Raw genomic sequence first — 22,078 nt, forward strand, 5'->3', positions numbered from 1 at the left:
GTTTTAGTAGGGCAGAAGCAGTTCCTCCATGGAAGAATTCGTCCGCTTATCGGCAAAGTAAGCGTGCAGCACTTCATTCTCGTCAAGCTGGCTGAGCTTTTGGCCTGATTTTTCTATAATAATCGGATGCTTACAGCCACGTTTGAACTCGGCCATCACATGATAGACTTTATCCTCCGCCTTTACTGTCAGCGGCAGAAGTTTCTCAAGCTCCCTGTTTTTTCCGTAATACCTTTCGAGGAGAAATCTCACATGGATATAGTGCCTTTGCCGATATTCCTCAAACAAGGAAACAGCCAGAAAGACAAACAAAACCCATGCGCTGATTTGCAGAGGAATCACGAATAAAACCCAGCACCCGAGCAGCAGGCAGAAGCAGAGCGACGTTTTTAGATTAAGTCGGTGAGCCTTTTGAAAAGGCAGCTGTTTGGAAAACAACAAAAATAACAGTTTTCCTCCATCCAGCGGCCAGATCGGCAGTAAATTGACAAATAAGATAGAAAGATTATAAAAGGTGAAGAGTTCAAAGGTATGCTGATGAATCACTGAGACTTCTGCAAGCATCCAGGCGGCAAACTGAAGCCAGATGTGCTGAAGAGGTCCGGCAATAATGACCGCAAACTCTTCCTTTAACGGCCGATTCCCGTGCTCTTCCACTTCGACCGTTCCGCCAAACGGCAGCAAAAAAACACGCTTGATTCTCCAAGAAAAAAACACAGCCAGAGCAGCATGCCCCAGCTCATGAATCAATACAATCAGGAGCAGACAAAATAATGCTTTCATATGGCCTGTGAGCAAGCCCAGCGCCGCGATAATCCAAAGAAAAGGATGCACATGGATCTTTAAGATAAGGTCGAGCCATTTATTCAAATGAAATCACCTGAATCGGATCAATAAATTTATCGCCGTCTTTCATGGCAAAATAATAGACCCCTTTATTATGATCATCAAGCTTAATCGAACCGAGCTTTTTGCCTTTATCCACAAAATCATATAAAGCAACATCCACATCTTTGAGCTCGCCATAGATACTATAGGTGTTGTCAGCATGCTGCACCTTAACCGTCAGTCCCGTCTGGCTGTCTTTGCTGACTTCAACCACATAGCCTTCTTTTACACTATCAATCTTATCGCTGCTTGTTTCGACTTTAATTCCTTCCCCATTGTCCTGAAAATCCTGCTGTACTTTCCCGGATGCAGGCGCGATCAGATCTTTGCCTACTTCAATCTGCTGTTCCTTATTTTTGTGTTCAGGAGCCAGGAAAGCAAGCGGATTTCCGAATTTGGTTTCGAACCAATGGCTTGCTGAGGCAAATTGAAATTCAGTTTCAAAGGTTTTGGCTACGGCGGGTTTAATCTGACTGACGGGTCCAATGTTTGTTTTATAGGCTATAGCTGAAACGAGAACAAGGCAGGCCGACAGAAGACATTTCAGGATAATTGAATCTGTTTTCACCAATGGGTGTTTTCCGTTGAATGTTGGCATGTTATCTTCATATACTGGGAGTGTTCCATGTTTTTCCTGATCCGTTACCATCACCCAGGACGGGGGTTTCTGCTTTTCAGAAACTGTCTGAGTAGAGAAACGCTTTGAGCTGGAAAGCTGCTTTCTTCTTTTCTCTAATCGTTTTCTGATTTCATCTGCTCTGTGACTCATTGCCATCATCCTTTGCATTCGTTGGGTTTGTACATCATATGTCTTGTCCATGGCAAATATTCGGTTTAGTCAAGAACAAAGCAGGCAAAAACAAAAAAAACCTGACACAGCATATGCTTTGTCAGATTCTTCTCTTTGATTCTATCACATTAAGATCTTACTCCGAAAAATGACTTAATCTTAGCCATCATTCCTTTATTTTGCTCTTCAAGCACCTGTAAAGGAACAGATTCACCTAAGATGCGGCGGGCAATATTGCGATATGCAATAGAAGCGCGATTTTTCGGGTCCATCGCAATCGGTTCACCATGGTTGGAAGCTTTGATGACTTCATCATCATCAGCCACGATTCCGAGCAAATCGATCGACAGATGCTGTACGATTTCGTCGATATCCATCGTGTCACCATTTTTCATCAGGTGATTTCTGATTCTGTTTACAACAAGCCGCGGCGATTCAACATTTTCTTCTTGCTCCAGCAGCCCTATAATACGGTCAGCATCACGAACAGCTGAGATTTCAGGCGTAGTGACCACAATCGCTTTATCAGCTCCGGAAACGGCATTTTTGTACCCTTGCTCGATTCCGGCAGGACAGTCTATGATGACATAGTCAAATTCCTGTTTGAGCTCTTGGACCATGTTTTTAATTTGTTCAGGAGCAACAGCTGTCTTATCGCTCGTTTGAGCAGCGGGCATTAAATAGAGCAGATCATCGAAACGTTTGTCTTTTACGAGCGCCTGATGCATTTTGCATCTGCCCTCTACAACGTCTACCAGATCGTAAATAATTCTATTTTCAAGACCCATTACAACATCAAGGTTGCGCAGTCCTATATCAGTATCTACTAAGCATACGCGCTTCCCTAAAATGGCTAAGGCGGTACCGAGGTTCGCAGATGTTGTTGTCTTACCTACTCCGCCTTTTCCCGAAGTTATTACGATAGCCTCACCCAATTCACATTCCTCCCTCAAGCCTTGTTAGATCAGGTCTTAAATGAGCCAAATGTTGAAGGCGTTCAATGACCATATTTCCGTCTGTATCTAAATAAGCACATTCCATTTCGTTCCCTTTTTGAATGTGGTCTGGGGAGCGATTTAACACATGATTGATTCTTAATTGTGTCGGAAGCATTTCAGAGGCGGCGATGACCGCTTGATTATTTCCATTAAATCCGGCATGCGCAATTCCTTTCAGTGAGCCCAGAACAAAAATGTTCCCTCCGGCCCTGACTGTTCCGCCGGGATTCACGTCACCGATCAGGAGCAAGTCGCCTTTTACCTGCAGCACTTGGCCTGAACGGACAATTTTTGAAACAGAAATAATTTCGGCTTCCTCTCTTATCTGCTGTGCTTCTTTTTTAGTAATGACTTCACTGTCAATAGAATGAACAAACAAATCTTTCTTTGACGCAATCAATTCGGTTAGCTGTTCCTCTTGCTCCTTATATAAAAAGCGATTTCCCAGCTTAACATGAACGCTGATTTTCTGGCCTTTTCCATCGGTATATTGTTCAATTGACAGCATATTCTGAAGACCATCGAGAAGCTCATCAAAAGAACACGCATCATCCAGATGCAATGTTAGTCCATTCTTTGTTCCTTTTATTGTTACATATTGCTGCTTTTTGGTCTTCACAATATTCACCTCAACAACATACTCATTTCGTCAAAAAAAGATAAAATCCTTTTTACTCATCTCTCAATTCTTTCTTTAGACTCATAAAAAACAATCTAAATGGCAGAACAAGAATAAGAGCTGCTGCAATATTTAATAAAATTGTCGGTATAAACCGGTCAAGCACAAATCCGTTAAACGTCATAATATCTTTATGAATCAAAGACTGAATGCCGAATACATAAAATTCGAGCAGACAGACAGCCAGAACCGCTATCAATATCACTACAAATGCGTTTGTATGTAACACTTTAAACGCTTTTGAAGCCAAATAGCATAGCCCTGCAAAACCAAACATGTAAACGCCTAATAGACTTGTATAGTTCATGTCATATAGAAAACCAAAAATAAATCCGTAAATCATCGCGTGTTTTTGGTTGATAAAAGCCGACATGAATATCAATACAAGCATCAAAAAACGCGGGGCGAGCACTTGGTCATCTGTAACGAAAGGAAAATGCACCAAATCTGTAAAAATGCTTTCCGCAGAAAAAACAAGCATCATAACGAAAGGGAGAAGGAAACGTTTCACGATCCTTCCTCCTCTGTATCGACAGTCGGCACGTCACGGTTAACAACGATCACATTATTTAAATCTGTAAGGTCAGCCGCAGGTTTTACATAAGCAACCTTCGTTAATCCATAGGAATCTGACTCGATATCAGTCACTTCACCGATTGTCAGCCCTTCTGGGAAAACACCGCCTGTCCCTGATGTTTCAATAAGATCGCCTTTTTTCACGTCTTGTTTATCCTTACGCTCAATAATTGTCATCTTAAGACGTTTTTTCTCTTTGTCATATCCTTCGATCAAGCCGTAGCCTTTGCTGCCTTTTTTTCCGGAAATTTTTGTCGCGACTCTGTTATTGCGGTCAGTATCGCTTAAAAGCTGAACAGTAGACGTAAAATTGTTAAGTCCGGAGCTTTTGATCTTGCCGATTAATGCGCCTTTTTCGTTTGTAACGGCCATATCTTTCGCTACGTTTTGCTGAGTCCCCTTGTTAATGGTGACCTGTTTCGCCCAATTATCAGGGCTTCTGGCGATGACCGTTGCTAAAATCGGCTTGTAATCTTTAATCGATTTGACATGGCCAAGCTCGTCACGCAAGGATTTGTTTTCTTCTTCAAGCTCTTGAAGCTTGGCTTCATATTGTGTCTGTCCGTCAAGTTTTTCTCTTAGACGCTCGTTTTCTTTGTATGTGTTTTTTAAATCATTGATGTTCTCAAATATTCCTGCAAAAAATTCGGCAGGCGTATGAAAAATATTTTGAAATACTCCCGTCGTATCGCCGATCACTTTCTCAGGCCAGGTGGTATTGCGGCCGCCCTTCAGCGAAAATCCAATCATAGCCACCAATATGATAATACACAGAAGTAATAGCATTAACCGCTTATTCGGCATCGTGTTACACCTCTTCTATTGAACTCCCGATTATCTAGTTTTCCCTTTGAAAAGATGGATGTGCTCCAGTGCTTTCCCTGTTCCGATCGCTACACAATCAAGCGGATCTTCGGCGATAAGGACCGGCATTTTTGTTTCTTCGCTGATGACTTTGTCCAAATTGCGCAAAAGCGCTCCGCCGCCGGTTAACACTATACCTCTGTCCATGATATCTGCTGCAAGCTCAGGCGGTGTTTTTTCGAGTGTGCTCTTCACTGCTTCGACAATTGTAGATACAGTGTCGCGCAGAGCGTTAGAAATCTCTTTTCCTGTAATTTCAATTGTTTTCGGCAAACCTGTCAGCAAATCGCGTCCGCGGATTTCCATGTTGTCGGATTCTTCAGGAGCTTCTGCAGATCCGATTTCCATTTTAATCGCTTCAGCCGTACGGTCACCGATCATCAGATTGTACGTTTTTCTGATGTAGTTGATAATCGCGTCATCCATCTCATCACCGGCTACACGGATTGACTGAGACGTTACGATGCCTCCGAGGGAAATAATCGCAACTTCTGTCGTACCGCCCCCGATATCAACAACCATGCTTCCAGTCGGTTCCCAAACTGGCAGATTGGCTCCGATTGCTGCGGCAAAAGGCTCTTCAATCGGATACGCGTCACGCGCTCCCGCCTGTCTTGTCGCATCGATAACAGCGCGTTCTTCAACAGCTGTAATGCCTGATGGGACACATACCATTACATATGGTTTTCTGGCAAACATGCCTTTATTTTTTATGGCCTGATTGATGTAATATTTCATCATCGTCGCCGTTGTTTCATAATCAGCGATAACGCCGTCTTTCATCGGGCGAAGAGCCACCACGTTGCCCGGTGTCCGTCCAATCATATTTTTCGCATCATTTCCGACAGCGACAATCGATTTCGTATCCGTCTGCAAAGCGACAACTGACGGCTCTCTCACAACAATTCCTTTTCCTTTTACAAAAACAAGCGTATTCGCAGTTCCAAGATCTATACCAAGGTCTCTAGCACCAATTCCAAACATATGTATGTATCTTCCTTTCTTAAAGCAAAAATACCCTAAAGGGAAAAACTCATAAACTCTATTATAGCTTAATTCGACGAAAAAAAAAGTGTTACAAATATCCTTTTTCCTTTAAACTCACAAATTTTTTATCCCCGATCACCAAATGGTCAAGCAGCTCGATGCCAATCAGGTTTCCGCATTCAAACAGCCGTCTTGTCACTTCAATATCCTCCCTGCTCGGCGTCGGATCTCCAGAAGGATGATTATGAACACAGATAAAGGAAGCGGCAGATCGTTTAAACGCTTCTTTAAACACCTCTCGCGGGTGGACAATAGATGAATTCAGGCTTCCGATAAATACGGTGCGTTTATGGATGACTTGATTTTTTGTATTTAAGTATAAACAGACAAAATGCTCCTGGGTTAAAAAGCGCATATCCTCCATGACGAGATTAGCGCCGTCTTCCGGGGAGCGAATAACGAAATGTTCTTCGTTGGCTATTTTGTGAATCCGGCTTCCAAGCTCAACTGCTGCCAGTATTTGAATCGCTTTTACCATACCGATTCCCGGGATGCTTGACAGCTCTTCAACCGATGCTTCCTTGAGCAGGCGCAGCCCGTCAAATGAGCGCAGCAGCCTGTTTGACAGGTCCAAAACAGATTCGTGTTTAGTCCCTGTCCGCAATAATATAGCCAAAAGTTCATGATTCGCTAAGTTCTCGGCTCCGACTTTCAGGAGCCGTTCTCTTGGCTTTTCTTTCATTGGGAAATCTTTGAGTTTTAATGGCAGATCGTGTATGACCAAGCACTCCTTTTCTTTCCCTTCCCGTTTATAGAACCGTCATGCCCTTATATCAAAATGGCGAAGAGCTCTCATTGTTTTTGATATAGGAAGGCCCATGACTGAATAATAATCTCCGTCTATTTTCTTTACAAAAAGCGCGCCTCTTCCTTGGATGCCGTATGCACCTGCTTTATCCATCGGCTCTTTTGTTTCAATATACGTCCAAATCTCTTCTTCACTGAGGGACCAAAACGCAACTTCTGTCTTATCATAAAAAGTCTCGCTGTGATTTTCAGCTTGAATGCTGACCGCGGTTATTACTGAGTGACTTCGGCCTGAAAGCCTCCGCAGCATAGAAGCAGCTTCTTCTTGATCCTGCGGTTTGCCAAGACATTCGCCGTCAAGGCATACCATTGTATCAGCACCGATAACGATTGCATGCGGGTGGAGATCAGCTACAGCCTTAGCTTTTTGTTTTGCCAACCATTGGACGTTTTCTTCTGGTGAAAAGTTTCGATTTAATTTTTCTTCTACTTCACTGACAATAATGGAGTAGGGCAGCTGGAGAAGATCGAGGAGTTCTTTCCTGCGCGGAGATTGTGATGCAAGTATTAGCGGTTTTGTCATGTTCGTCATCCTTTCAGGGTTTGCTTAAGAAAAAAAGATACTCGTTTATCCTACCAAATCACGAGGCTTGTCACAATTTCAGAAAAATAACTTTTTCATGACAAAATAAAAAAAGCCTGTCACTAAAGGACGAAGGCTCAGGGCACTATCTCTTATTTTACGACGGCTAACAGCTCCTGCTGAGCCTTCCACCCGGCTTCAGCACTTGGATCCTCTAATTCCTTTAAAGCCTGCAAAATCGCTTTTTTCTCTCCTGAAGCTTTTGTTTCACCAAGCGACTTTTCTATTTTCTCTACACTCGCTTTTGTAATGTCTTCGCCGAGAATCGCCTTTGCTGCAAGCTCCGCTGTTTCCTTAAAAGAATCTGTCATATCTGACTCTATTGATAAGGAAAGCTCCTTGCCTCCCCAGGCTTCAAAATCACTGTCGATTAAAACCTGTCCTAACTGCTGTGAGACCTCCTTTTCACTTGCTAAGCCTGCAATAACATACGTATACCCGTCATCCTTTGACAGTGACACGGCGGAATATCCTTTTTCGGTCAATTGTTCTGTTAACGTTTCGGCGCCCTTTTCATTTGAAAATTTTCCGGCTTGCACAGCGTATGTTTTGTATGTACCTTCAGTTTGTGCCGCTTGTTTTTCTGCGCCTGAAGTTTGTTTATCAGTTGAAGTATCCCCTGCTTTTGCCGTTTGGCTGCCTAGAGAATCCTCTAAAGAGGCCGGTGCTGACGCTTCTTTATTCCCCGATATGCTTAACGCGAATAGCCCTAATCCAGTGCCAATGACAGCCGCGAAGGCAATCGTCGCAGCCACTCTTTTTACTGGTTTGGCAGTCCCGGTCTTTCCTTTTGCATAAGACTTTGTTTTTTTCTTTTGATAAGGAGGAACAACTTTAGGGTCCTCTTTAAACACCTTGTCTTCCTCTGAATCCCAATTGAATTCATCTTCATCAGGATGTTCCTGGGATGCCGCAACCTCTTGTTCTGCCTGTCTTTTTTCCTCCCAATTTGAAAATGTCATGCTTTTATCCGCCTCTGTCTCAGGCGTCTCTTGTTCGTAAACCGTCTCTTCTTTTCCATTAATCGTCACCTTGAGGGCTTTTTCTGCGGCTTTACTGTTTTTTTTATTCTTTCTTTTTTTCAATTCCGCTTCCTCCCTTCATTTGCTTGACCGTTCTTGTCGGCTTTTCATGCTACACACTTTAGCACAGGCAAAGAAAAAAAGAACAAGACTTTTGTCGCCTTGTCCAAAAAACGTTCGTCAAATTTTTCAGCAGTCAGCCCAATGCCATTTTGATATAAAAAGAAATGATAGAGTCACCGTATAAATAGGCTAAAATGCTCCCTGCGGCTATAGCGGGGGCAAAGGGAAGCGGCTGCCTTTTAGCGAGTCTACCAGTCAGAACGGCTGCCGCTCCATATAATGCACCTATCAAAACAGAAAAGAAAAAGGCAGCTGCCAGCATTTTCACACCAAGCACAAAGCCAATCACCGCAAATAATTTAATATCTCCTCCCCCTACTCCCCCATGGGTGATTGCGGCAATTACAGCCAGAAATAGAAATCCGGCTGCCGCACCTAACAGGCCTGCATACCAGGAATCAAGCGGAGAAATCAATCTCGCGGCCGCCAAAAAGGGAAGAAAGAAAATCAATATACGATTTGGAATCAGCATAAAATGAATATCTGTCACTGCAACAATAATGAGAAGAGAGATAAACACCACAGCGGGAAACAGTTCCAGCGACGTGCCAAAGCGTATTCCTGCGGAAGCAAATAAACACGCTGTCACAAGCTCTGCTGCGGGATACATAAAAGAAATCCTATGCCCGCAGCTTTTACATTTACCTTTTTGAAATAGGAATGACAGGATGGGAATTAATTCTGCAGGAGTTAATGTCCGCCGGCAAAACGGGCATGATGAACGGGGCGCAATAATAGATAGATGTAAGGGGATACGGCACCCGGCCGTATAGTAAAAAGAACCAAGGATAAGTCCGAAGATAAAAAGAATGGATAGCATAGACAACACACCTTTACTCATTGAGTTCTGGTATGGATTGTAGCAAAAGGGACATCCTGAGCTCCAATTGGGAATATTCAATTTTACACATAAAAAAAAACGGCAGAATCTTTTTTTTTGATTCTGCCGGAGCCGGATGCTTTTATTTCAACCTTTTTCGAATGTCAGAAATAAAGTAAAGAGATCCGGTAATCAGCACAATTTCATTTGAGCCCTTTTTGCTTTCTATGAATTTGATCACATCGTCTGGATCTTCACTCCAGCTTTTATTGCTGATTTCACTTGCATCATAGAGATCTTTTGCAAGAGAAGCACGCGGGAAATCAAAAGAAGCAAAATGAATCGCATGAGCAATGGTTTCCAGTCTTTTAATCATGTTCTGATACGGTTTGTCCTTTAACGCGCTAAACACCACAGAAATGCGTGAATTGGCGAAACGCTGCTTCATCGTTTCCGCCAGCTTTTCAACACCTTCTTCGTTATGCGCACCGTCTAAATATACCGGAGGATGCTCCTGAACAAGCTCTAACCGTCCCGGCCAAGCAGCCTTCACAAGCCCGCTCCTTAACGCTTCGTCACTGATATGGGCGATATTCTCCTTATTGAGCCACTCCGCAGCCAAAATGGACAAAGCAGCATTTTGTCTTTGATGGGTGCCAATCAGAGATGTCCGAATATCTTCATAGCATTTCTCTTCCGTTTTGAATGAAAACTGTTCTCCTGCAGGCAGAGCCTCTTCATTGAAAATAACACATGCATCATGCAATGACTGGAACGGCGCAGCATGCCGTTCGGCTTCGTGGCGGATGACCTGTAACGCTTCCGGCTGGGTAACTGCTGTAACGATTGGAATACCTTCTTTAATAATACCGGCCTTTTCTCCTGCAATTTCTTCAATGGTGTTTCCCAAAATGTTCATATGATCGTGTCCGATGCTTGTAATCACAGTTAAGAGCGGTTCAACCACATTAGTAGAATCGAATCTACCGCCCAGACCTGTTTCAAAAATAACAAAATCGACCTTATGAAACTCTGCAAAATATAAAAATGCACAAGCTGTCATAATTTCAAATTCTGTCGGCTGTCCGTATTCCGTTTGATCAAGGGCTTCAACGTGCGGTTTCATTTGATTGACGAGTGCTGTCCATTCCTCATCAGAAATCGGTATCCCGTTTACGCTGATCCGTTCATTAAACGTAATAATATAAGGCGATGTAAATGTTCCAACCGTATATCCGGCTTCCTGCAGCATAGAACGGATAAAAGCGACAGTTGATCCTTTACCGTTTGTTCCTGCAACGTGGAACGCTCGGATTTTTTTTTCAGGATGTCCTAACCGCGCCATCAGCTGTTTCATTCGGCCAAGTCCGGGCTTCACCCCGAATTTCAGCCTCCCGTGAATCCAGCTGCGCGCATCTTGATATGCAGTAAACAATGATAATCCCCTCTTTTATAAGACAAGGCGGTTTCTCTAGAAACCGCCCCGGCTTTTCATTAACCCTTCAGCTCAGCCATTCGTTTTTGAACAGCGTCACGCTTCGCCACATAATCTTTTTCTTTTTCACGTTCTTCATCAATTACGTGTGCAGGCGCTTTTTTCATAAATCCTTCATTTCCAAGTTTCTTTTGGACACGCTCAACTTCTTTTGTCAGTTTATCAAATTCTTTTTGCAGACGGGCAATTTCTTCATCAATATTGATTAAGCCTTCAAGCGGAAGAATAACCTCTGCTCCTGAGACAACGGCCGTCATCGCCTTATCAACAGCCTCAATATCGGTGCCAATTTTAAGCACACTCGGATTCGTAAAGCGTTCAACATATGAACGGTTTGCTTCGAGGCGGGCTGCTATTTCGTCTGTGCTTGTTTTAATGTACAGTTCAACCTGCTTGCTCATTGGCGTATTGACTTCACTGCGGATATTGCGCACAGAACGGATCAGCTCAACAAGAAGCTTCATGTCAGCTGCCGCTTCAGTATCGGTATGCTCCGGCACTACTACAGGCCATTGACTTACTGTAATCGATTCCCCTTGGTGAGGAAGGTGCTGCCAAATTTCCTCCGTTAAGAATGGCATAAACGGATGGAGCAGACGCATCGTTTGATCAAGTACGTAAGCAAGGATGGAACGGGTAGTTTTCTTAGCCGCTTCGTCTTCTCCATAAAGCGGAAGCTTCGCCATTTCAATATACCAATCACAGAAATCATCCCAAATAAAGTTATATAAATGGCGTCCTACTTCACCAAATTCATATCGATCAGCAAGCTGGGTCACGTGCTCGATCGTTTCATTTAACCGCGTTAAAATCCACTTGTCAGCGACTGATTTTTCGCCTGACAGATCAAGCTCATCGTACGTCATGCCATCCATATTCATTAATGCAAAACGGGAGGCGTTCCAAATTTTATTGGCAAAATTCCAGGTCGATTCCACTTTTTCATAGCTGAAGCGCAGATCCTGGCCAGGAGAGCTTCCAGTCGCAAGGAAATAACGCAGAGAATCGGCTCCGTACTTGTCAATCACATCCATCGGGTCGACACCGTTGCCAAGAGATTTACTCATTTTCCGGCCTTGCTCGTCACGGATTAAGCCGTGGATTAAAACATCTTTGAACGGGCGCTCGCCTGTAAATTCAATGCCTTGGAAAATCATGCGTGATACCCAGAAGAAAATGATATCGTACCCTGTCACGAGAACATCTGTCGGATAGTAGCGTTTAAAGTCTTCAGCAGTTACATCAGGCCAGCCCATTGTGGAGAAAGGCCATAGCGCAGAACTGAACCATGTATCCAGTACGTCTGTATCCTGTTCCCAATTTTCGCTGTCTTCCGGCGCTTCAAGCCCAACATATAGCTCGCCTGTTTCTTTATGATACCAGGCAGGAATACGATGTCCCCACCACAATTGACGGGAGATACACCAGTCGCGGATATTTTCCATCCAGTGTAAATACGTTTTTTCGAAACGGTCAGGCACAAAGTTGACCTTTTCTCCTTTCTTTTGCAGCTCAATCGCTGCATCAGCAAGCGGCTGCATGCGCACAAACCATTGTGTAGAAAGATAAGGCTCCACAACAGCCCCGCTTCGTTCACTATGGCCGACAGAGTGCATATGATCCTCGATCTTGAAGAGAACTCCCGCCTCCTGTAAATCTTTCACGAGCTTTTTGCGGCATTCAAAACGATCCATACCTTGATATTGGAGCGCATTTTCATTCATCGTGCCATCTTCATTCATGACAAGGATGCGTTCTAAATTGTGGCGGTTGCCAAGCTCGAAGTCGTTCGGATCATGAGCAGGTGTAATTTTCACGGCACCTGAACCAAATTCCATATCAACATAGTCATCACCGACAATCGGAATTTCACGATTTACAATCGGCAGGATCACCGTTTTTCCGATAAGGTGTTTATAGCGCTCGTCTTCAGGGTGAACGGCAACAGCTGTATCACCGAGCATTGTTTCAGGACGTGTCGTCGCAATTTCAATTGAGCCTGAACCGTCAGCAAGCGGATAGCTCATATGATAGAATGCGCCTTGAACATCCTTGTAAATCACCTCAATGTCGGATAGGGCTGTTTTTGTCGCTGGGTCCCAGTTAATAATATATTCGCCTCTGTAGATCAGGCCTTTTTCATAAAGCTTAACGAATACTTCCCTTACCGCTTTGCTCAAGCCTTCATCCAGCGTAAAACGTTCACGGGAATAATCTAGGCCAAGACCTAATTTCGCCCACTGGCTGCGAATAAAGTCAGCATATTCTTCCTTCCACTTCCACGTTTCTTCGAGGAATTTTTCACGGCCTAAATCGTAGCGGGATTTGCCTTCTTCACGAAGTTTCGCCTCTACTTTAGCCTGTGTCGCGATGCCGGCGTGGTCCATGCCAGGAAGCCACAGCACATCATAGCCCTGCATGCGTTTCATTCTCGTTACAATGTCTTGCAGCGTTGTGTCCCATGCGTGGCCAAGGTGAAGTCTTCCTGTTACGTTTGGCGGCGGGATGACAACAGAGTATGGCTCTTTTGTCTGGTCACTGCCCGCTTCAAAAAATTTGCCTTTTAGCCAAAAATCATATCGGTCTTTTTCAACCGCTGCCGGATCATATTTCGTCGGCATTGTTTGTTCATTCGTTTCCATCATAACCCTCCAGCATGTTTAAAAATGGCTGAGAACGAAAAAAGAGCTCTTCATCCCTGTAAAAGGACGAAAAGCTCTTTCGCGGTACCACCTTTTTTCATGAACTCTATCAGTTCATGCACTTATAACGGATAACGGGTGTTTCCCGAATTTCTCTACTCTTCTTTCAAGAAATTATGCTCCCGGGCGACCTTCCAATCAGACAACATAAGAAGCCTTTCAGCAAACGGCTTCTCTCTCTGCATGCGCCTTTTTTGTACTCTTCCCGTTCTAAGCAGGTGTATTTATCAGCTCATTATATACATTATTTATGTTCTTTATTATAGTAAAAGTGTTTTTGATTCGTCAATCATCTTTTCCAAAAACACCGCTTTCTATACAAATGGGCAGGCACCTATTGCCCAAGTTTACATATAATGCTTGTAAATGCGTAGAGGAGGATGCACCTTGAAGAAACGATTCAGCTCTTATTCCCTGCCGCCGTGGGTCAGGCAAATTCGGCTTGTATCCGCGCAAGTGATTATCCCCGTTACAATTTTTCAAGGGATCAGAACCATTTTCTTTCCGACAACCTTTGATGTTTTGCTGCTCGCAATCCTGATCTTGTTAGCTTGCGCCCTTCATTTAGACTGGATATAAACAAACAAGTCCGCGCCATTAAGACGTGGACTCGTTTTCAGCCTGAAATTTTTTCTCTTGTTCAATCTGATGAACTTTCATCACAAACGGCTCTATATTTTTCATTTGCCAATAAGCCTTTAATAATTGCGTACATTCATTTTTTTCATGCTGTCTTTTCCCGGTTTGATAACGGTTCAGCACCTTGTACATGGCTGCCGGAAATGCCATATAGCTGAGAAAAAGACTGACTTCCGCTTCACGCAAAGGGAATGATTTCGTGTATGCATAAAACCATTCGACGCATTCCGGACAAGCTTTCGGAAAGCCTCTGAACATTTTTGTATAAAAGCCGAGTAAGTCGTTTTGCGGCGGGCCGACAGACGCTCTTTCGAAGTTTGTGAAATACCCGGTCCCTGTATCATTATACAGAAAATGGTGTATAGACAGGTTGCCGTGGTTCATCACAACCCTTGAGTCACCCTTCTCTTTTGCCGACTCATACCAGTCCTCCAACCGCTCCAGCGCAAAATTCACCGCCGAAATGGTTTCTGAAAAATAGGTTACGGCATGAAGTTCAAAAGGGGAAAGGTACCATTCCTTTTCCGCTCTGTCTACAAACTGTTCATAATAAATTTTATCATGTTCCCACTTTTTTTTCGTTTGTCCGTAATAACGTTCAATATCATCACGTCTGATCTTTATTTCCTGCGCGGTTCTCTCGTGAAGGCGGGCTGTTTCTCTAAATAAATAAGCATGTTTCTGATCCCGTTCTTCCTCCTGGTCAAATTGAAGCCACGGCATTAAATAATAGGAATCTCCGGATTGTATGCCTTCTGAGAAAAACTCACCGCTATTTGTTCTGTAAACAGGAACAAATGAACGAAAACCTTTTTCCTCAATCGCCACCATATGATCTGTAAATTGTTTGCTGCGAACCGATTTCAATTTTTTCAGGGCAAATACGCCGTAGTCTGTATACACTTTCCACACAAGAGGACTGACAGGCTCAATAAATTGAGCAGTCAGTCCGTATTTCTGAAGAACCGATAGGGTATCTTCCATTCCATTCACCACATTTTCCGATCGCTTACGGCTTACGCATGGCTGTTGTTATATTGAGGAATATAGAGGATCTGTCCTGCTTTCAATTCATCGTCCAAGGCTAAAGAATTCATCCTGATCAGCTGCTGGGATGTGATTTCATACCGTTCGCATAAGCGTTCGATCGTATCTTCCTGCTGAACAATGCATATTTTCATTCTCGAAAACTCATCCTCTTCTTTCGTAAAGAGTTTTGTTAAATAAAGAGAATTATCACTTTCCTTCGTTTCAGCAGCAGGAGCAACCCTAGGAACAGCATTCGCTTCCTTCCTTTCAGTCTCTGAGGTATCAGTCAGCTGGAAGGATTGAAGAGCTGTTTCTTTCTCAGGCTCTTCAGCCGGTGGTATTTTTCTCACTTCAATTTCAAAGCTTTCTTCCTCTTGTTCTTCCTCTTCCAGCAGCTTAAGCGCTGAATAAAAAGAATCCTCCTCTTCATGTTCGGGCAGGAAGGTGCGGTATGCCGGTGCAGACTCTTCTTGAGGTGCCTCCTCCGAGCTTGCTTTTTGCTTGAAATGAAGCTGAAAAGCAGTTTCGTCATTCTCCACATATGGAGCTGAGGCTGATTTCTTCTCTCTGCTTTCTTCTATGGAGAGAACGGGCTGAGATTCAGTTTCAAGAGCCTCTTCCGCTTCTTGACCAAGCGCGGGCTCAGCATGTTCTGGTTGTGCTGTTTCTTTCTCTTCTTGACGGAATGCAGGCTCAGCGTGTTCCGGTTGTGCTGCTTCTTTCTCTTCTTGACGGAATGCAGGCTCAGCGTGTTCCGGTTGTGCCGCTTCTTTCTCTTCTTGACGGAATGCAGGCTCAGCGTGTTCCGGTTGTGCCGCTTCTTTCTCTTCTTGACGGAATGCAGGCTCAGCGTGCTCCAGTTGTGCCGTTTCTTTCTCTTCTTGACGAAGCGCAGGCTCAGTGTGTTCCGGTTGTGCTGTTTCTTTCGCTTCTTGACGAAGCGCAGGCTCAGTGTGTTCCGGTTGTGCTGTTTCTTTCGCTTCTTGACGAAGCGCAGGCTCAGCGTGTTCCGGTTGTGCTGTTTCTTTCGCTTCTTGACGGAATGCAGGCTCAGCGTGTTCCGGTTGTGCTGCTTCTTTCTCTTCTTGACGGAATGCAGGCTCAGTGTGTTCCGGTTGTGCCACTTCTTCCTCTTCTTGACGAAGTGCAGGCTCAGCGTGTTCCGGTTGTACCACTTCTTTCTCTTCTTGACGAAGTGCAGGATCAGCGTGCTCCGGTTGTGCCGCTTCTTTCTCTTCTTGACGAAGTGCAGGATCAGCGTGTTCCGGTTGTTCCGTTTCTTCATTTTGAGCCTCTTGGCGCAACGCATATTCAAGAATAGGAGACACTGGAGTTTCTGCTTTTTCCTCTGCAATCACAGTCTCTGCATGTCGTTCAGCTTCCAAAGCAGACGATTTTTCTGCTCCAGAATCTTCACGAAGATCAGCCTCCGCTGGGGGGGCTGCTTCTTCACGAACATCTGCTATTGCAGCTGCTGGCTCAGGCGTTTCATTTTCTGTTTTTACGATCTCTTGAATCTCTATTTCTGAAGCATCGGGTTCTTCTGTTCCCGATTCTTCACGACTCTCTGCTTCCGGCTTCACAAGCTCTAACGGCTCGGCACCTTCTCGCGCCTCTGGTTCTGAAGCAACCGATTCCGGCGGCGCAGATTCTGCTTTTTCTGTTTCCAGTTCTTCACGGAGCCCCGCTTTCGAGACAAAAAGTTCTGGCGGTTCGGCTGGCGTTTTATCCTGCAGAACTGCTTCCGCTGCCGAAGGTGAACCCGTTTCTACTGCACTTTGTATCGGCGGCTCTGAAATCTCTTCCTCTCTGAATGCCGCTGGAGCCTCATATAGAGGAATCTCCGGCTCTTTGTCTGCCGTATCATCCAAAAGCCCTTCGATCGCTAAATCAGCTTGAATCGTTAAAATGCGAGAATCCGTTAATTGATAGTCAAATGCGTCAATAAAGACGAAGACATCCTGTAAATGGCTCACTTTATTTTTCGGAATGGTAATATCCACAGGAAAACAGTGAGTCAGTTCTGCGCTTCCATCCTCTCTCTTTCTGACTTCTTCAACAAACCGCTTATCGGTATAAAACTCTTCGGTATGTTTGTTTTGATCTATGTTGTACTCACCTGTAAGTTCAAGCGATCCTCTGATTGATACATAATCATTTACTTCCTGAACCCTAATGTCAGGATCTAATGAAATAGAAAGCAGTTCAGAAACTTCCTGTCCTTTTTGGAAACAGATCGATTCTTCTACAGAAAATTGCAATCGATGATTTTGCGGCAAGTTCATATCCTCCTTTCATCTAATCCTTAAAATTAGATGTCACTAAAGGTGTATGTATGAACTGGGGAAAATATGAGTTGGCGAACACAGAAAAAAACCGGTACAAGGATGTCCTTGATACCGGTTTTGCTCTTATCCGCGGCTGATCTCAGCAAATACTTTCTCAGCTGCCTGGATTGTTTTTTCAATATCTTCCTCAGTATGGGCTGTTGAAAGAAAAAGGCCTTCGAATTGTGATGGCGGAAGGAATACACCTTCATTTGCCATGCCTTTATAGTAGTTAGCAAACAGCTTCAAATCAGATGCTTTGGCTGTTTCATAATTGATGACAGGTTCGTTTGTAAAGAAGAAGCCGATCATTGAACCTGCGCGGTTAAAGGTATGCGGAATGCCGTGAGCCTCGGCGGCTTTTGAAATGCCTTCTTCCAGCCTGTCGCCTTTTTTGATGAAATTCTTGTAGGATTCAGGTGTCAGCTGCTTCAATGTTTCTAAGCCAGCCGTCATCGCAAGCGGGTTGCCTGACAATGTGCCGGCCTGATAAATCGGACCGCTCGGAGCGATCTGCTCCATGATTTCAGCCTTGCCGCCATAAGCACCGACAGGAAGCCCGCCCCCGATCACTTTTCCTAAACAAGTGAGATCAGGCGTTACGCCGAAGTATCCTTGAGCACAATTATAATCGACGCGGAAGCCTGTCATTACTTCATCAAAAATCAGCAGGGAACCGTATTGCTCAGTGATATCACGCAGCCCTTGCAGGAAGCCTTCTTGCGGCGGAACAACTCCCATATTTCCGGCAACTGGCTCTACAATAACTCCCGCAATGTCTTCACCGAATTGCTGGAAAGCAAGCTTTACACTTTCTAAATCATTGTACGGAACGGTGATGGTGTTTTTCGCAATGCCTTCAGGCACACCAGGGCTGTCAGGCAGACCGAGAGTGGCCACTCCTGAACCCGCTTTAATCAAGAGGGAATCGCCATGCCCGTGGTAGCAGCCCTCAAATTTTAAAATCTTGTTGCGGCCTGTATAGCCTCTTGCCAAACGGAGGGCACTCATAGTAGCCTCTGTTCCGGAGCTGACCATTCGTACAATTTCTACAGATGGCACACGATCAATGACGAGTTTTGCCAGTTCATTTTCCACTTCAGTAGGGGCACCGAAGCTTGTCCCATATTCTGCCACTTTTTTGAGGCTCTCTACGACGCGGTCATTTGTATGCCCTAAAATTAAAGGCCCCCATGACAAGACGTAGTCAATATATTCATTTCCGTCAATATCATAGATTTTTGAGCCTTTTCCGCGCTCCATAAAAATCGGATCCATGTCTACCGATTTAAATGCGCGAACGGGACTGTTCACACCGCCCGGCATGAGTTTTTGCGCTTCTTTAAAAGCCGCTTTTGATTTTTCATAGCTTCTCATCTGCCTCAACTCCTGTCAACTGAATAAAATTACTCCGCAAGCCATTTCGCTGCGTCTTTGGCATGATACGTAATAATCAGGTCAGCACCTGCACGCTTCATGCTTGTCAAAATTTCTAACACAATTTCCTTTTCTTTGATCCAGCCGTTCTGCGCTGCAGCCTTTACCATTGAATACTCTCCGCTTACATTATAAGCGACGAGCGGCAAAGTAAACTCATTTTTTACGTCACGCATGATATCCATATATGAAAGTGAAGGTTTGACAATCAAAAAGTCCGCGCCTTCCTCGACATCTGATTGTGCTTCGCGGAGTGCTTCCATACGGTTGGCAGGGTCCATCTGATATGTTTTGCGGTCTCCGAATTGCGGCGTGCTGTTTGCTGCATCACGGAACGGACCGTAAAACTCACTTGAATATTTCACAGCGTAAGACATGATTGGAATATTGACGAACCCTTCTTTATCAAGCGCTTCTCTGATTACCGTAACAAATCCGTCCATCATGTTTGATGGCGCAATGATATCCGCACCTGCTTTCGCTTGGCTGACAGCTGTCTGCGCCAAAAGCTCCAGCGATTCATCATTGAGGATGACGCCGTCTTTGACAAGTCCGCAATGGCCGTGGTCTGTATATTCGCATAAGCACGTATCAGCGACAACAACCATTTCAGGGAAGTGTGTTTTAATTTCTGTGATGGCTTTTTGAACGATGCCGTGATCATGATACGCTTGCGTTCCGCAATCATCTTTTTCTTCCGGGATGCCGAACACGATGACAGATTGAATGCCCAGTTTAACCAGCTCTGCCACTTCATCCTTCAATAGATCTAATGATACATGGTAAACATCAGGCATTGACGGAACAGCTTTTTTGCCTTCCAGCCCTTCAACGACAAAAATCGGATAAATAAAATCCGATGGGTGCAAACGTGTTTCCTTTACCATCTCTCTCATTGCTTTTGATGACCGCAGGCGGCGGTGTCTGTTAAATGATTGACTCATATTCTCTCTTCCTCTCTTGACATGCTGCACATTAACTCAAGCATGCCATCTATTGTAAATGTATCAGGCGTATGCGATGTGATGCCATACGTCAGCAGTGCGTCCCTTGTTAAAGGTCCGATGCTGATACAGGCCGATCTGTTCGCCTGCCACTTTTTCAATTCTTCTCCCAAGACATGCATAAACGTATGTACGGTTGATGAACTCGTAAATGTCACATAGTCAAATGAATATTGGCCCGCAACCTTTTTCAGTGCCTCGATGCCATCTTCATCCGGAATCGTTTCGTAGACAACCCATTCTTTCACTTCAAAACCGAGCGGGACAAGCTCCTGTTTTATCACATCACGTGACAAATTGCCTTTCACCACTGTAATCCGTTCCGCCGGTTCAGCATGCTGCTTAAGGGCCTCCGCCAACTGTTCAGCGATATAGTCCTTAGGCATCACATCAACCGATACGTTATGCGTTTCCAAACGGCGAGCCGTTTTTTCACCGACAGCTGCAATTTTTTTATGCGCTGGAAGAATTAGCTGATTTTCCTTTAAATAAGAAAAAAAGAAGTCTGCTCCGTTCACACTTGTAAAAACAAGCCAGCCGGGGGCGGCAAGATCCTCTTTCACCTGTTTTGCAAGATTATTCGGCAAAGCGCGGCGAAACGTAATCAAAGAGGTCAAAACCGCTTTTCCGCCAAGTGCCTCCACTTTTTGCTGAAACGATTTTGCCTGCGCCTTATTCCGGGTGACAAGCACTGTTTTTCCTTTCAACGGAAAATCATTTTCCATCCTCATCAAGCTCCTGTTTTACACGATCAATTAATTCTTTGGCTCCTTTGTCAGTCATAAGAGCGGCACAGCGCTTTCCGACTTCCTCCGGATCGTTTCCGGTGACGGTTTCTTTAAAAATGATTTTGCCGTCAGGAGAAGCGACAAGCCCAGTCAATTCAATTTCATCCTGCTCGTTTAACACTGAGTAGCCTGCGATCGGAACCTGGCATCCGCCCTCCATCGCGTTTAAATAAGCACGTTCCGCCAACACAGTCCGTTTTGTATACTCATCCGTAAACTGAGAAAACAACGCCAATAGCTCTTCATCCGATTCTCTGCACTCAATTGCCAGTGCTCCCTGGCCCACAGCAGGCAAACAGCGCTCAGGCTCTAGGAATTCGGTTACGACATCTTGCTTCCAGCCCATTCTGGAAAGGCCGGCAGCAGCTAAAATAATCGCGTCATAATCCTCAGTTTCCAGCTTTTGAAGTCTCGTATCTATATTACCTCTAATCCATTTAATTGTAATATCAGGACGCTCAATTAAAAGCTGCGCACTTCTTCTTAAACTGCTTGTGCCGATGACAGCGCCTTCCTTCATTTCTGAAAGCTTTACGCGATTCTTTGAAATAAGGGCATCACGTGGGTCTTCCCGTTCAGGAATACAGCCGATCACAAGGCCTTCAGGCAAAACAGCAGGCATGTCCTTCATGCTGTGCACCGCCATATCAATGTCTTCATTCAAAAGCGCTTGTTCAATCTCTTTGACAAACAGGCCTTTTCCTCCCACTTTTGAGAGCGTAACATCGACGATCCGGTCACCCTTTGTCACGATTTCTTTGATTTCAAAGGCAAATGAAGGATTGATTTCCTTCAGTTTTTGAATAACCCATTTTGTTTGAGTCATAGCGAGTTTGCTCCGTCTGGAACCTACTTTTATTGTTCTCATCGTTTTCTTTCCTCCCGAATCTGCTTGGGACATCATTTAACTGAACCAATGGAATTGCGACAGGCTTCCAAGCAGGAAATAATTGATCATCAGCACGAGAAAACAAGCCGTATTCCACAATGCTGCGACCTTTCCTTGCAGCTCTTTAATCAGCCTGATATAAAGATAATAGCTGTACAGCAGCAGGACGACAAACGAACCAAGCACTTTGGCGTCGAACCAATACAGCGTTTCTAGTGATACATACGCCCAAATAACGCCGAGAATCAAACTCAGCAACAGCATCGGGACTCCGATGACATTCAGAACATATGCCATATAATCAAGCTTAGACAAATCTTCTATTCTCAACAGCCATTTTCCCCACTTTTTCTTTTTCAGCAAATGATATTGAAACATATACAGGACAGAAAAAACGAAAGAAAGGGAAAAAGCGCCGTATGAAAGAATCGCCATTGTAATATGAATCACCAAAAGCTCGGATACAAGCTGCCCGGAAAAAGCGGCAGACTGCTGCTCTGTCGGTGAAAATGTATGGATGGCGATCATAGAAAACCCTATTACATTTGTAAAAAACACAATAAAGTCAACT

The 22,078-nt window shown here is 44.4% G+C and carries 21 protein-coding genes and 1 other annotated feature; of the genes, 1 reads left to right on the forward strand and 20 read right to left on the reverse strand.

Annotation, left to right across the window (positions count from 1 at the left end; genetic code table 11):
* Positions 1-3: 3 nt before the first annotated feature.
* From spoIVFB to valS, 13 genes are all read right to left on the reverse strand, one after another.
* Positions 4-870, reverse strand: coding sequence for a stage IV sporulation intramembrane metalloprotease SpoIVFB (gene spoIVFB / locus RAC86_RS17980; protein WP_014480452.1), 867 nt, complete (start codon positions 868-870; stop codon positions 4-6).
* Positions 863-1,657: a stage IV sporulation protein SpoIVFA gene (gene spoIVFA / locus RAC86_RS17985; protein ID WP_024572736.1), complete on the reverse strand. Its 795-nt coding sequence runs from the start codon at positions 1,655-1,657 to the stop codon at positions 863-865. The genes spoIVFB and spoIVFA overlap by 8 nt, the downstream gene beginning before the upstream one ends.
* 149 nt (positions 1,658-1,806) lie before the next feature.
* Positions 1,807-2,613: a septum site-determining protein MinD gene (gene minD / locus RAC86_RS17990; RefSeq protein ID WP_014664846.1), complete on the reverse strand. Its 807-nt coding sequence runs from the start codon at positions 2,611-2,613 to the stop codon at positions 1,807-1,809.
* Between the two features lies 1 nt (position 2,614).
* A complete protein-coding gene (gene minC / locus RAC86_RS17995; RefSeq protein ID WP_004398901.1) occupies positions 2,615-3,295 on the reverse strand; it encodes a septum site-determining protein MinC in 681 nt (226 codons plus the stop codon).
* 52 nt (positions 3,296-3,347) lie between these two features.
* Complete coding sequence (gene mreD, locus RAC86_RS18000; protein ID WP_004398811.1) at positions 3,348-3,866, reverse strand: rod shape-determining protein MreD; 519 nt, start codon at positions 3,864-3,866, stop codon at positions 3,348-3,350.
* Complete coding sequence (mreC, locus tag RAC86_RS18005; protein WP_003222609.1) at positions 3,863-4,735, reverse strand: rod shape-determining protein MreC; 873 nt, start codon at positions 4,733-4,735, stop codon at positions 3,863-3,865. The genes mreD and mreC overlap by 4 nt, the downstream gene beginning before the upstream one ends.
* 30 nt (positions 4,736-4,765) lie before the next feature.
* On the reverse strand, positions 4,766-5,779 hold the full coding sequence (mreB, locus tag RAC86_RS18010; protein ID WP_003229650.1) for a cell shape-determining protein MreB: 1,014 nt from the start codon (positions 5,777-5,779) through the stop codon (positions 4,766-4,768).
* Positions 5,780-5,870: 91 nt separating this feature from the next.
* Positions 5,871-6,566, reverse strand: a complete 696-nt coding sequence (gene radC, locus RAC86_RS18015; RefSeq protein ID WP_339202978.1) for a RadC family protein — start codon at positions 6,564-6,566, stop codon at positions 5,871-5,873.
* Between the two features lie 36 nt (positions 6,567-6,602).
* A complete protein-coding gene (locus RAC86_RS18020; protein WP_004398496.1) occupies positions 6,603-7,172 on the reverse strand; it encodes a Maf family nucleotide pyrophosphatase in 570 nt (189 codons plus the stop codon).
* Positions 7,173-7,324: 152 nt separating this feature from the next.
* On the reverse strand, positions 7,325-8,317 hold the full coding sequence (spoIIB, locus tag RAC86_RS18025) for a stage II sporulation protein SpoIIB (RefSeq protein ID WP_377885914.1): 993 nt from the start codon (positions 8,315-8,317) through the stop codon (positions 7,325-7,327).
* A gap of 133 nt (positions 8,318-8,450) precedes the next feature.
* Positions 8,451-9,197, reverse strand: a complete 747-nt coding sequence (locus RAC86_RS18030) for a prepilin peptidase (RefSeq protein WP_377885915.1) — start codon at positions 9,195-9,197, stop codon at positions 8,451-8,453.
* 142 nt (positions 9,198-9,339) lie between these two features.
* Positions 9,340-10,632, reverse strand: a complete 1,293-nt coding sequence (locus RAC86_RS18035) for a bifunctional folylpolyglutamate synthase/dihydrofolate synthase (RefSeq protein ID WP_003229640.1) — start codon at positions 10,630-10,632, stop codon at positions 9,340-9,342.
* A 59-nt stretch (positions 10,633-10,691) separates the two neighbouring features.
* Complete coding sequence (gene valS / locus RAC86_RS18040; RefSeq protein WP_377885916.1) at positions 10,692-13,334, reverse strand: valine--tRNA ligase; 2,643 nt, start codon at positions 13,332-13,334, stop codon at positions 10,692-10,694.
* Between the two features lie 59 nt (positions 13,335-13,393).
* Positions 13,394-13,616 (reverse strand) — a binding site (T-box leader).
* 165 nt (positions 13,617-13,781) lie between these two features.
* Between valS and RAC86_RS18045 the strand changes: the two genes are divergently transcribed.
* Complete coding sequence (locus RAC86_RS18045) at positions 13,782-13,973, forward strand: hypothetical protein (RefSeq protein ID WP_072566633.1); 192 nt, start codon at positions 13,782-13,784, stop codon at positions 13,971-13,973.
* Positions 13,974-13,991: 18 nt separating this feature from the next.
* On the opposite strand, the gene cotN is transcribed toward RAC86_RS18045, so the two are convergent.
* The 7 genes from cotN to RAC86_RS18085 form a co-directional block, all read right to left on the reverse strand.
* Complete coding sequence (cotN, locus tag RAC86_RS18050; RefSeq protein WP_072566634.1) at positions 13,992-15,017, reverse strand: spore coat protein CotN; 1,026 nt, start codon at positions 15,015-15,017, stop codon at positions 13,992-13,994.
* A gap of 32 nt (positions 15,018-15,049) precedes the next feature.
* Positions 15,050-17,341, reverse strand: a complete 2,292-nt coding sequence (locus RAC86_RS39435; protein ID WP_483861765.1) for a LysM peptidoglycan-binding domain-containing protein — start codon at positions 17,339-17,341, stop codon at positions 15,050-15,052.
* 132 nt (positions 17,342-17,473) lie between these two features.
* Positions 17,474-18,766 carry a glutamate-1-semialdehyde 2,1-aminomutase gene (gene hemL, locus RAC86_RS18065; RefSeq protein WP_014114667.1) on the reverse strand — a complete coding sequence of 431 codons (1,293 nt, stop codon included), beginning with the start codon at positions 18,764-18,766 and terminating at the stop codon, positions 17,474-17,476.
* A gap of 29 nt (positions 18,767-18,795) precedes the next feature.
* The gene (gene hemB, locus RAC86_RS18070; RefSeq protein ID WP_072566636.1) at positions 18,796-19,770 is read right to left on the reverse strand and encodes a porphobilinogen synthase; all 975 of its coding nucleotides are present in this window, start codon (positions 19,768-19,770) and stop codon (positions 18,796-18,798) included.
* Positions 19,767-20,555 (reverse strand): uroporphyrinogen-III synthase, encoded by a 789-nt coding sequence (gene hemD / locus RAC86_RS18075; RefSeq protein ID WP_072566637.1) that lies wholly within the window; start codon positions 20,553-20,555, stop codon positions 19,767-19,769. The genes hemB and hemD overlap by 4 nt, the downstream gene beginning before the upstream one ends.
* Positions 20,545-21,486 (reverse strand): hydroxymethylbilane synthase, encoded by a 942-nt coding sequence (gene hemC / locus RAC86_RS18080; RefSeq protein ID WP_072566638.1) that lies wholly within the window; start codon positions 21,484-21,486, stop codon positions 20,545-20,547. The genes hemD and hemC overlap by 11 nt, the downstream gene beginning before the upstream one ends.
* Before the next feature lie 36 nt (positions 21,487-21,522).
* Positions 21,523-22,078, reverse strand: a 556-nt coding sequence (locus RAC86_RS18085; protein ID WP_377885917.1) for a cytochrome c biogenesis protein, incomplete at its 5' end; no start/stop codon positions are given.

This window comes from Bacillus sp. LR_5 (genome assembly GCF_042709275.1).